General features: G+C 41.7%; 12 protein-coding genes. All 12 read left to right on the forward strand.

The window, feature by feature from the left end; translation table 11 throughout:
* Nucleotides 1-11: 11 nt before the first annotated feature.
* The 12 genes from U0033_RS07480 to tnpB all read left to right on the forward strand — a co-directional run bounded on the left by U0033_RS07480 (nt 12) and on the right by tnpB (nt 12,484).
* Entirely contained in the window at nt 12-383 is a 372-nt protein-coding gene (locus U0033_RS07480; RefSeq protein ID WP_072362432.1) for an MmcQ/YjbR family DNA-binding protein, read from the forward strand.
* Nucleotides 384-1,169 carry a DUF5131 family protein gene (locus U0033_RS07485; RefSeq protein ID WP_072362431.1) on the forward strand — a complete coding sequence of 262 codons (786 nt, stop codon included), beginning with the start codon at nt 384-386 and terminating at the stop codon, nt 1,167-1,169.
* On the forward strand, nt 1,132-1,464 hold the full coding sequence (locus tag U0033_RS07490; protein WP_072362430.1) for a transposase: 333 nt from the start codon (nt 1,132-1,134) through the stop codon (nt 1,462-1,464). The genes U0033_RS07485 and U0033_RS07490 overlap by 38 nt, the downstream gene beginning before the upstream one ends.
* 91 nt (nt 1,465-1,555) lie before the next feature.
* The gene (locus U0033_RS07495) at nt 1,556-2,377 is read left to right on the forward strand and encodes an IS3 family transposase (protein ID WP_245801792.1); all 822 of its coding nucleotides are present in this window, start codon (nt 1,556-1,558) and stop codon (nt 2,375-2,377) included.
* A gap of 428 nt (nt 2,378-2,805) precedes the next feature.
* The gene (locus U0033_RS07500; RefSeq protein WP_072362428.1) at nt 2,806-4,368 is read left to right on the forward strand and encodes a TerB N-terminal domain-containing protein; all 1,563 of its coding nucleotides are present in this window, start codon (nt 2,806-2,808) and stop codon (nt 4,366-4,368) included.
* Between the two features lie 11 nt (nt 4,369-4,379).
* A complete protein-coding gene (locus tag U0033_RS07505) occupies nt 4,380-5,720 on the forward strand; it encodes an ATP-binding protein (protein WP_072362427.1) in 1,341 nt (446 codons plus the stop codon).
* Nucleotides 5,721-5,753: 33 nt separating this feature from the next.
* On the forward strand, nt 5,754-8,006 hold the full coding sequence (locus tag U0033_RS07510; RefSeq protein ID WP_072362426.1) for a DEAD/DEAH box helicase: 2,253 nt from the start codon (nt 5,754-5,756) through the stop codon (nt 8,004-8,006).
* Between the two features lie 197 nt (nt 8,007-8,203).
* On the forward strand, nt 8,204-10,204 hold the full coding sequence (gene mobC / locus U0033_RS07515) for a conjugal transfer protein MobC (protein WP_072362425.1): 2,001 nt from the start codon (nt 8,204-8,206) through the stop codon (nt 10,202-10,204).
* 150 nt (nt 10,205-10,354) lie between these two features.
* Nucleotides 10,355-11,410, forward strand: a complete 1,056-nt coding sequence (locus U0033_RS07520) for an NAD(P)-dependent alcohol dehydrogenase (RefSeq protein ID WP_072362424.1) — start codon at nt 10,355-10,357, stop codon at nt 11,408-11,410.
* A 67-nt stretch (nt 11,411-11,477) separates the two neighbouring features.
* Nucleotides 11,478-11,729: a hypothetical protein gene (locus U0033_RS07525; protein ID WP_072362423.1), complete on the forward strand. Its 252-nt coding sequence runs from the start codon at nt 11,478-11,480 to the stop codon at nt 11,727-11,729.
* A gap of 70 nt (nt 11,730-11,799) precedes the next feature.
* Nucleotides 11,800-12,123: a transposase gene (locus U0033_RS07530; protein ID WP_072362422.1), complete on the forward strand. Its 324-nt coding sequence runs from the start codon at nt 11,800-11,802 to the stop codon at nt 12,121-12,123.
* Nucleotide 12,124: 1 nt separating this feature from the next.
* A complete protein-coding gene (tnpB, locus tag U0033_RS07535) occupies nt 12,125-12,484 on the forward strand; it encodes an IS66 family insertion sequence element accessory protein TnpB (protein ID WP_072362421.1) in 360 nt (119 codons plus the stop codon).
* The last annotated feature ends 49 nt before the right edge of the window (nt 12,485-12,533 follow it).

Here is a 12,533-nt window from a genome sequence, read left to right on the forward strand (position 1 = left end):
CTTTCAGCGTAATGAATGTAGAAGAATTTAGAAATTATTGCCTCTCTTTTAAAGGAGCTCATGAAGGAATGCCTTTTGAAGGGTTCTTTCATCATTCGCGGTCAATACTGGTGATGTATGTTAAAGAGAAGATGTTCTGCTTTTTTAACCTGGATAAATTTGACAGCTGTACCATTAAATGCCGTTCAGAAAATATAGAGGGCTTAAAAATAAAATATGATTCCATAGAGAAGCCATTCAACCTGAGTCCGAAATATTGGATAAGTGTTGGTTTTAATGGAGATGTGCCCGATGAGTTGCTGAAGTCCCTTGTTCATGATTCTTATCACCTGGTTGTACAAGGGCTGTCCAAAAAGGAACAGGAAGAATTAATAAACAATTAAATGTCAGTTATCTGGAACCTGTGGCATGGCTGTATAAAAATTAGTGAAGGATGCAAAAACTGCTATGTTTTTCGCAGGGATGCACTTTACGGCATAGACAGCAGGAATGTCTATAAAACCAAAAGTTATGACCTGCCTATCAAGAAAAAGAGGAACGGAAGTTTTAAGGTGCCTTCAGGGGAGCATTTGTGGACTTGTTTCTCGTCGGACTTTTTTATAGAAAATGCCGATCAGTGGAGAGCTGAGGCCTGGGCAATGATGAGGATACGAAAAGATCTTTCATTTTCCATTGCCACCAAAAGGGTTGACCGGATAGAGAAGTGCCTGCCGGAGGATTGGGGATTCGGCTATGAGAATGTCTCTTTGCTCTGCTCGGTAGAAAATCAAAAACAGGCTGATTTACGGTTGCCCTTGTTCAGGAATGTTCCCATTAAGAACAAATCAATTATATGCGAACCTTTACTCGGGCCTATTGATCTCACAGCTTATCTTGACGGGGTTTGGATAGATCAGGTTATTGTTGGCGGAGAATCTGGTGATAAAGCAAGATCCTGTAACTTTGAATGGGTAGAAGGCATCCGGCAGGACTGCATTAAAAACAATGTAGCTTTCATTTTCAAACAGACCGGAGCTCACTTTGTAAAAAATGGGAAAAGCTATAATATTGCCAGAAAACTGCAATCGGAATATAATACTCCCCCAAAAACGGACAGTAAGTTTAAGTGGAAAAACATCTTAAATTTACAATATGAACAAGGGAAGAAGAAAGTTCAACGCAGCCTTTAAAGCGAAAGTAGCCATCGAAGCCTTAAAAGAACAGATGACATTGGCAGAACTGGCAGAGAAGTATGATTTACATCCTACTCAGATAACAGAGTGGAAAAAACAGCTGTTATCAGGCTCAGAGGATGTGTTTGATCAGGGTAAGAAGGCTGCAACTGATACATCTGATCATCAGGAAGAAAAAGACGAACTATATAAGCAAATCGGTCAACTCAAGGTAGAGAATGACTGGTTGAAAAAAAAATCTGAACAGGTCTTTGGGAAGAACTGGAAGGATGGCTATAGTAAGCAAGGATGATACGGATCTCAGTATTGTACGTCAGTGTCAGTAGCTGGAAGTATCCCGTAGCAGCCATTACTACGAGCCCAAAGGAGAAAGCGAACGAAACCTGGCGCTGATGGAGCAGATAGATCGTATGCATTTGGAACATCCCTATTTTGGGGCAGAGCGCATGGCAAAACAGCTGAGTACACCAGAAGCAAAGGTGAATGTAAAGCGAATAAGGCGATTGATGCGGAAAATGGATATTTCGGCCATATATCCCGCTCCCAATACAAGTGAGGGATGTAAATGGCATAAAAAATATCCTTATCTGCTACGAGGTCTTAAAATTGACAGAAACAATATGGTTTGGAGTATGGATATCACTTACATTCCAATGCCAAAGGGGTTTATGTATCTGTGTGCGATTATAGACTGGAATAGCCGCTATCTGTTATCCTGGACCCTCAGCAATACCATGGCAGTGGAATTTTGCCTGGAAGCGCTTGAAAAGGCCATTTCTATTTATGGGGTACCAGAGATATTAAATACGGATCAGGGTAGCCAGTTTACCAGCGAAGAATTTACAACAGCAGTATTAGACGGCCCGATTCGCCTGAGCATGGATGGAGTAGGACGAGCCACTGACAATATAGCAATTGAGCGATTTTGGCGTAGTATCAAGTATGAGAATATCTATCTCAATGCTTATGATAATACACTGGATTTATACAAGGGTATTCACAGGTATGTGGAATTCTATAATTGGGAACGAAAACATCAAGGCCTGGAATATGTTACTCCTGCTGAGGTTTATGGAGCAGCTGATAGGTTATCCACATATTCACAGCTGTCCACAAAGAGAAAAAAAGTAACAAAAAAAGAGAAAGTTTATAGTAGTAGTAATAGATTTGATTCTTTAATTAATAACCCACCCATTGCTGTCTAATAAATGGGGAGTATCTAAGAACAGGCAAGAAAGGCAAATATTAATTATGCCCCCAAAGTATAACAGTCCTAATTAGCTGTGACAAGATGGGCATAACGGTTTTGATAGGGCAAAACTTTACTCCTGATGAATAATTCTGCCTTACCTGTTCAAAAAAATATCCAGTCCTATATTGACTTCATGGTGGCGCCGGAGGTTCATTTAAAGACTGGGCCGGGTCCGGAGCGTTACAGTCTTCAGCATACACGTTAAAACTGCCATATCTAATCCAGGGCAAGTTCAGACTATCACAAATCTGAAAATTTTCAGCGTTTAACTTCCTTTACAACCGGAGGAAACAGTCCCGAAAAGTGACATTTTTGCCTTTATATGTGCAATCATTTTTGCGCTGATTTGTTGTAACTTGTCCTACTATATTAAGTTTCTTGATGAGTAAACCCTTAATTACATTTTACACTGATCAGAATATAACGGTTACCAATAGCAAAAATAAAGAATCAGCAACCGGTGAGGAATCTCATAATTGGGATTATGTGCCTGCGCCCAGACCTGTCGATAGAGAATTTTTGAATAGTGATAATGACCAGTCAGAACTCAGCTCTAATGTTCCGGAAAAGATTTTTAATTTAATAAAGATGTCACGTCAGGAGCCTTGGCAAATGACCATGACACGCAACAAATCCTTTTTTGAACAGGCTATTTACATGGCAGATTACGAGGATGATGCGCCCCTGGTGCCATTTTTTGAGTATTTCCCCGTCTATCGTTCCATGAATGCGGCACAGCTGCGAAGTTATTTTACGTTCAGGACACTTGTGCGCAAAGGTAAATACCCCGAAGTTTCCCTGTCGTATATATTTATCCATATCTATGAGCTATTGATGCAGATAGGGATAACAGAACCTGAAAAAGGACTGGATCAACTTGAAAATTTAAAAGATGCGTATTCAGTTTCCCATCCAAAGTTAACCAGGTACCTGGAATTATGGATGAGAGATTATATTGCTTACTATAATCTGACCGCAAGAGTAGCAAATCATTTTGCTGAACAGGTCCAGGAAGATACCATTGCTGAAACGCTGACAGGCTATCAAAATATAAACGATGAATCACTTTTTGAAGCAGCTTCATCATTGTCAGCCTATAAGGTAAAGGCAGCTGCTCTTTTCAAAAAATATCCTGATAAAATGACCGTGGTTGCCTCCCGGGTTATTCGTACCGTAGCGCCAATATATGAGTCACGTTACGGACATGGCTTAGACGAACTTTGCATGGGATTACGTAAACAGAGACCTCATCCCATATTCGTTTCCGCCATTTTTTATAGCCCCCATCCTGTCAAAGAGCAGATATTTAATATTTCTTCAAGAAGACGTTACCTATGTAAAGGCGGTCTGTGGTCGGTTGATACCTTTAATGAAAAAGTATTTTCCAAAAAGGGGGAATTATTAGGGCAGATCCTGCATGAAACAGATCGTAGATTAAGAATCTCACTAAAAGTAAAACCTTCCATGGCAGCCAGGATGGGCGACAAGGAGATAGAAAGTGCTATCCAGTTGGTCATCGATACTTATTTAAAAGAACTGGAGGAAGAAGCAAGACCCAAAATAAAAGTAGATTTTTCTAAATTAGCCAAGATACGCTCTGATGCAGACAGCATCAGAGATGCACTGCTAAGTGAAGAGGACTTTACAGATGAATCCGTGCCCGTTAAAAATATCCACGTCGAAGCTGTTGAGCAGACGACAGAACCTGCCGTACAGGACAACAATTCCCTGTTCACCACAGAAGAGCTCAATTTTCTTCATTTATTATTGAGCAATGGGGATTGGAAAGATTATTTACGAAGTGTTCACGTACCTGTCGGCGTAATGACAGATAATATCAACGAAAAAATGATGGAAGATCTTAATGACATCCTAATCGATGATGAAGGCAATGGACCCTTTGTGCTGGAGGATTATAAAGATTACATCACTGATAAAATATAGAAAAATTAAAGATGGCAGATAGCACGAATAAATTTGATAAAATACCCCGCCGTATAGCCCAGACCTTACTAAACTCACTGAAGGGAGGTGTAGTACCGCGGGTGGGACTGCCGTACATTACCGTTGGCCGCAGAAAGGAGATGGAAGCACTTTTGCACGATATCGACATCATCAATGAAGGCGGTGCTTCCTTTCGTCTGATCGTGGGGAAATATGGTAGCGGAAAATCTTTTTTGATACAGACTTTGCGAAACTACGCAATGGACCGAAATTTTGTGGTGGTTGATGCAGACCTTTCGCCGGAAAGACGTTTATACGGAAACAACGGCCAGGGTCTGGCAACGTACAGGGAGATGATAAAAAACCTCAGTGTCAAGACACGTCCCGAAAGCGGTGCCCTTACGCTTATCCTTGATAAATGGATTGATTCTGTACAGACCGAAACAGTGGAAGAATACGGGACCAGACCGGAAGACCCAACATTTGCAGCGAAAGTCGAGCAAAAGATTTTTACGGTCATCCATTCGATGCAGGACCTGGTACACGGTTTCGATTTTGCCAGGTTGCTTACCATGTATTATCGATCATTTATAGATGGAGACGATGATCTGAAGGGGAAAGTCTTAAAATGGTTCCGCGGAGAGTATACAACCAAGACAGAAGCCCGTCAGGATTTAGGCGTAGGCGTAATTATCACGGATGATGACTGGTATGATTATCTTAAACTTTTTGCCTTTTTTTTCAGGCAGGCAGGTTACAAAGGAATGTTGGTATTTGCAGATGAGTTGGTCAATCTGTACAAAATTCCCAACAGCATAGCCCGCCAGTACAATTACGAAAAGGTACTTTCCATCTATAACGATGCCCTGCAGGGTAAAGCCCAGTATATAGGGATAATCATGAGCGGAACGCCCCAATGTGTGGAAGACACCCGTAGAGGTATGTACAGCTATGAAGCCTTGCGTTCCCGCTTGCAGGAGGGAAAGTTTGCCAAACAGGGCGGGCAGGATCTGCTTGCACCGGTACTACGGCTTCAACCGCTCACAAGCGAGGAAATGATGGTACTCACGGAAAAACTGGCAGACATTCATGCGGGTTTATATGGTTATGGGCGAAAAATTACAGACAGCGATCTTGTGGATTTTATAAAAATAGAATACGGCCGTATAGGTGCTGAAGCGAACATCACACCTCGTGAAGTGATCCGTGATTTTATCGAACTGCTCGATATTGTCTATCAAAATCCTGACAGGGATATCCGGACCCTTCTTCAATCAGATGCTTTTTCCTATACTAAACCCGATAAGGACGATAAAGACATCGATTCCCGGTTTGCCGAGTTTACGCTTTAGCAGGACATTATATTCTCTGAATCAGAAAACAACATGGACACATTTTCGAGATATTCCCCTTTCATCCAGCAATATATCTATCAAAGCGGATGGAACCAGCTAAGGGCTATTCAGGCCGCCGCAGGTGATGCCATATTTAATACCGATGATAATGTGCTTTTATCAGCATCAACGGCATCAGGAAAAACCGAAGCTTCGTTTTTCCCCATCATTACTTTAATGCAGGAAGATCCACCCACTTCGATAGGCTGTCTGTATATCGCCCCGTTAAAAGCACTTATCAACGATCAGTTCATCCGTCTTAATGACATCTGTTCTGAGAGTGGTATAGCGGTCTGGCACTGGCACGGTGATGTCTCGCCATCACGGAAGAAGAAAATGATGGATCATCCGTCAGGTATATTGCAGATCACACCTGAATCACTTGAAGCCATGCTCCTGCACCGCCACTCCCAGATACCTCATCTTTTTGGCGATCTGCGTTTTGTGGTTATCGACGAAATACACTCGTTTCTGCGGGGAGACCGTGGTGGGCAGACATTATGCCTGATCGAACGATTATCCAGGTTGGCTGGTGTCAACCCAAGAAGAATAGGTTTATCCGCCACAATTGGTGATACGCAGGCTGTCGGAGAATTTCTTTCTGATGGAACAGGTCGCGGCACGGTCATACCCCGGATCCAGGGCGGAGAGATAAAATGGCGTTTGTCCATGCAACATTTTTTTAATCAGGATCCACAGGCATCATCTAAAGAAATGGCTGGAATTAATGCTATGGAAGTGCCTGAAGCTCCCACCGATAAAGCTCCCGAGGCAGCCGACCCAGGTTTAGGTTATATCTTCGAACATACAAGAAGTCATAAATGCCTGGTTTTTTCCAATTCCCGCGAGGAGTGTGAAGTCGTGACCTCAACGTTGCGTCAATATTGCGAAGTAAAGCACGAACCTGACCGTTTCCTGATACATCATGGTAACCTCTCCGTTTCCTATCGCGAAAGTGCCGAGGATATCATCAAGCAGGAAGATAGCCTGGTTACTATTTGTACAACCTCCACACTGGAACTGGGTATAGACATCGGTCGGCTGGAACGGGCTTTTCAGATAGATGCGCCATTTACGGTATCCTCTTTTCTGCAAAGAATGGGTAGAACCGGCAGACGTGATGCTCCTTCCGAAATGTGGTTTGTCATGCGTGAAGACCATGCCGAAGCACGGGCATTGCTTCCTGAAACCATTCCATGGAAACTTCTCCAGGGTATCGCATTGATCCAGCTTTACCTGGAAGAAAAATGGGTAGAACCACCACGGACCGGCCGTATGCCGTTTAGTTTGTTGTATCATCAGACGATGAGCACGCTGGCTTCAGGAGGGGAAATGACGCCGGCAGAACTGGCATCAAGGGTATTGACACTTGCCTATTTCCGCAATATCTCTTCGGATGATTTTCGTGTATTGCTGCATCACCTTATCAGCATAGACCATATCCAAAAAACAGAGAACGGTGGGCTTATCGTCGGGCTTGCCGGTGAACGTGTCGTGAATAACTATAAGTTTTACGGTGTATTTCAGGAAAATGAAGAATATAGTGTTCGATGCGAATCTGAAGAATTGGGAACCATCGTAAAACCACCGCCGATAAAGGATAAGATTGCCATTGCAGGACGGGTCTGGGTCGTAGAAGAAGTAGACCGTAATCGCCATGTGGTCTATTGCCACCCTGTAAAAGGGATTATTCCGGCCTATTTCGGAGAAGAACCCGGCGATATCAACACCAAGATTTTGGAGCGTATGCAAGCATTACTGCACCAGGATGAACTGTATCCCTACCTGTTAAAGAATGCGGTTGCCCGGTTAAAACAGGCACGGGACGGGGCTTTGAGATCAGGTTTTGGAATAAAACCGTTATTGCCTTTGGGAGGCAGGATGTATGCTGTAATACCGTGGCTGGGCAGTTATGCTTTTCTTGCATTGGAACGCTTCTTAAGGCTGAAGTGCGGACCGCAATTGGGATTAAAAGGGTTCAATTCAAGACGTCCTTATTATATCCAGTTTACGATGAATGCCAGCGAGGAGGATTTTTATAGAATACTGAAGGAGGAGATCAATAAGGATATTGATCCAATGACATTATTATATCCAAAAGAAGCCCCCATATTCGATAAGTACGATGACCTTCTTCCCGAAGAGCTTACCCGAAAAGGTTTTGCAATGAGTATTTTAGATGTTCAGGAAATGAAGCAGAGCGTATTAAGCTGGTTGGATAACGATTGTGCAAAACTGGTTTGATATTATTCTTTTCATCAGCATTTACGGGATCTCATCATCCTAAAATTCCCTCTTATTTTAATTGGTCTTTCCACCAATACGCTGGTGTTATAATACTAAAAAGGCCAAACACTGCCACCTGAAGCCATTGGGAGCCACATCCCTCCAGCCAATCTGAAAAGTCTTTAGATTCCGCCCGTATATTAAAAATTAAAATAATGCAGGGAGAAGACGATTTGAGGGGACTGGCCAAGATCATGGCTTTTATGAGGGCAGTCAGTATTCTATTGGTGCTGATGCACCTTTATTGGTTCTGCTACGGTTTCTTTTTAGAACGTGGGTTGACGTTGGAAGTAATCAACAAAATACTGGGCAATTTCGACAGAACGGCAGGTTTGTTCTCACATACCTTATACACCAAAGCATTTGCTTTGGTTTTATTGGCTTTGAGTTGCTTGGGGACGAAAGGCGTAAAGAACGAGAAGATAACCTGGCCTAAAATTTACGTGGCTTTGGGCGTTGGTTTTGTGCTGTTCTTTCTGAACACACCGTTGCTAAAGCTATCTCCGGCAATAGGCACATTTCTGTATATGCTGACCATTTCGTTTGGATATATCGCCTTGCTGATGGCAGGTGTTTGGATGAGCCGATTACTCCGGACTAACTTAATGGACGATGTTTTCAATAATGAGAACGAGAGTTTCCAGCAGGAAACAAAGTTGATGGAAAACGAGTATTCCGTTAACCTGCCCACCAAATTTTACTACAAAGGCAAATGGAACAACGGTTGGATAAACATTGTAAATCCTTTCAGGGCATCAATCGTTTTGGGTACTCCAGGTTCGGGAAAATCTTATGCCATTGTAAACAACTACATCAAGCAGCAGATTGAGAAAGGGTTTAGTATGTACATCTATGATTTCAAATTCGACGACCTTTCTACAATTGCCTACAATCACTTACTCAAGCACCGGGACAAGTACAAAGTGCAGCCTAAATTTTACGTAATAAACTTTGACGACCCACGCAAGAGCCACCGTTGCAACCCGCTCAATCCTGATTTTATGACGGACATTTCAGATGCCTACGAAGCAGCCTATACGATAATGCTGAACCTCAACCGCAGCTGGATACAGAAGCAAGGAGATTTCTTCGTGGAAAGCCCGATTATACTACTGGCGGCCATTATATGGTATCTGAAAATCTACCAGAACGGTAAGTATTGCACATTCCCACACGCCATCGAGTTATTGAATAAAAAGTATTCGGACGTATTCACGATTTTGACTTCCTATCCCGATTTGGAAAATTATTTATCGCCCTTTATGGATGCGTGGCAAGGTGGTGCACAAGACCAGTTACAGGGACAGATTGCTTCGGCAAAAATTCCGTTATCAAGAATGATTAGCCCACAATTGTATTGGGTAATGACAGGCGACGACTTTACGCTCGACATTAACAACCCCCAAGAGCCTAAGATTTTATGCGTGGGCAATAATCCTGATCGCCAAAATATTTATTCAGCAGCTTTGGGTTTGTACAATTCGAGGATTGTAAAGTTGATTAACAAAAAGGGACAGCTAAAAAGTTCGGTTATCATAGATGAGTTACCCACCATTTACTTCAGGGGACTGGATAATCTTATCGCAACAGCGAGAAGTAATAAGGTAGCGGTTTGCCTGGGCTTTCAGGACTTTTCGCAATTAACGAGGGATTACGGCGACAAAGAGAGCAAGGTTATTCAAAATACCGTCGGCAATATTTTCAGTGGACAGGTGGTTGGAGAAACGGCAAAAAACTTATCGGAGCGCTTCGGGAAAGTATTGCAAAAACGCCAAAGTATGACCATTAACCGCAACGACAAATCTACCTCAATTTCCACACAGTTAGACAGCCTTATTCCGGCTTCCAAAATATCCACGCTCACACAGGGCATGTTTGTGGGTTCAGTATCAGATAATTTTGATGAACGTATCGAGCAAAAGATTTTTCATGCTGAAATCGTCGTGGATAATGAAAAGGTAGCTTCCGAAACCAAAGCCTATCAGAAGATACCAGAAATTTTATCTTTTGTGGATGGACAGGGCGAGGATAAGATGAAACATCAGATTGAAAGCAATTACCGTCAGATAAAATCAGACATTGTACATGTCATCGAGGTTGAATCGGAGCGCATTAAGAATGACCCGGACTTGCAGCATTTGTTTAAAAAAGAATAAGGTTGCAAAAGGGAAATAGAAAATGATATCTACAGGATTTTTGTGTTTAATTAAAATTTTTGGACGCTATTTTTGGACACACATTTCAGAGATTTGGATAATCCCAAAGGCTTCCATTTGGAGAACTTTGCATCATAAAATTAAAAGAATATGATACAGGCAAAAGGATATGCAGCCCAAAATCCAAACGAAAAATTAGACCCCTGGAACTTTGAAAGGCGTGAAGTGGGCAATCACGATGTACAAATTGAAATTCTATATTGTGGTGTTTGCCATTCAGATTTGGCACAAATTAACAATGAGTGGTTTCCGGGAGTTTTCCCAATGGTTCCGGGTCACGAGATTGTAGGACGAATAGTAAAAGTCGGAGACCATGTAAAAAACTTCAAAACAGGCGATTTGGCTGGTGTAGGGACGATGGTTAATTCTTGTGGAAAATGTGAGCATTGTGAGGACGGATTGGAACAATATTGCGATGAAGGCGCAGTAGGTACATACAATGCTCTTGATAAATTTGGAGACGGTAAACAAACTTATGGAGGTTATTCAAATACCATCGTAACCAATGAAGCTTTTACAGTTCACATATCGGAAAAACTTGACCTTGCAGCCACTGCACCATTGCTTTGTGCAGGCATTACAACCTACTCGCCACTAAAACATTGGAAGGTTGGAAAAGGACACAAGGTAGCCGTACTTGGCTTAGGTGGTTTGGGGCACATGGCCGTAAAATTTGCAGTTGCCTTAGGTGCAGAAGTAACTATTTTAAGCACTTCACCAAAGAAGGAAGCAGATGCAAAAAGACTTGGAGCCCACCATTTTGTAGTGACCACCGATGCAAATCAAACCAATAAAGTTAAATCTTCGTTTGACTTTATCGTAGATACAGTAAGTGCGGAACATGATTTTGGTTTTTACCTTTCCCTATTAAAAGTTGATGGCGTACATATTTGTGTAGGTGTGCCACCGGGAATACATCTTAATGGTTCATTAGGTGCATTTTCATTATTGGGAGGACGGAAAAGTATTGTTGGTTCTACGTGCGGTGGAGTAAAGGAAACACAGGAAATGCTTGATTTTTGTGCGCAACACAACATCACATCAGACATTGAATTGATTGATATTAAGGATATTCAAACAGCTTTTGAACGTATGGAACGTAGTGATGTAAAGTATCGCTTTGTTATTGATATGGCGACGCTGTAAACTATTTCAAATAAGAAGAAGTGCTATAAGGTATTGTTCACTTCTTATTTTCACTAAATTTATACTAATGAAAAAAGTAAGTAATCCTCATTTTATCAAGTCCATTCAGGAAGAACACTATCTGTGGGGGTTGCCTAAACCAAAACATCCGTTGATTAGTGTTTTTCACTTAAAGGATACCAAAATTATAGATGACTTCCCGAGTGATTTTATCCTGATTTTTTATTGTATTGCCATCAAAAAAAATGTTGTTGGAAAAATACGGTACGGGCAGCGATATTTTGATCATGATAATGGCATAATGTCCTTTATATCGTAAGCATTCGATCCGGAGCATTCCCTAAGGACAATGATTAGCATTTACCTTTGCGTTCGAAAGAATAGCAAACATGAAAAGAAAAAAATCTCCCATGGCAGGTCGCCATCATTTCAGTGAGCAAGAGATCATATCAGCACTTGAACAATTTACCCGGGCAGGTAATATTAGTGTGAAGGAATTTACCACTGCCTTTCAAATATCACCTGCTACTTTTTATAACTGGAAAAAACGATTTGGCATTCAACTATTAGAAGCAAATGAACCTGTAGGATTCATTGACGTAGACTTGTCTCCTGTTCAACAAGATTCTTTACCAGGAAGTGTCTTTGCAGAATATCGCGGTATCATTTTTTATCAGCGTGTAGAACCTTCATATTTAAAAGCCCTTTTGTAATATGTTATCACTAACTGGTTATCGTCTCGTATTATGGAACGGAGCTACCGACATGCGTTTAAGCTTTAATGGTCTGTCAGGTCTGGTTGTAAATGAAATGAAAGAAGATCCGTTTCAGTATGGAACGCTCTATGCATTTTTCAATCAACGTCGTACACAGGTCAAGATTCTGGGCTGGGATATAGATGGCCTGGGTATCTTTTATAAAAGATTGTCAAGAGGTACTTTTGGCACACCGGTTTACAATAGCGAGACCAGGATGATGGTATTAGATAAGAAAGATCTCTTACTGATATTGGAAGGAGTAGAAGTACGATTCCGTAAACGATATGAGAGGTCCGGATTACATTGTAAAATTTGATAAGGATTTTTATCAGAATAATTCATAAATTCTTGTGTTTGAAGGCCCG

The organism is Chitinophaga sancti, from assembly GCF_034424315.1.
GTDB lineage: Bacteria > Bacteroidota > Bacteroidia > Chitinophagales > Chitinophagaceae > Chitinophaga > Chitinophaga sancti.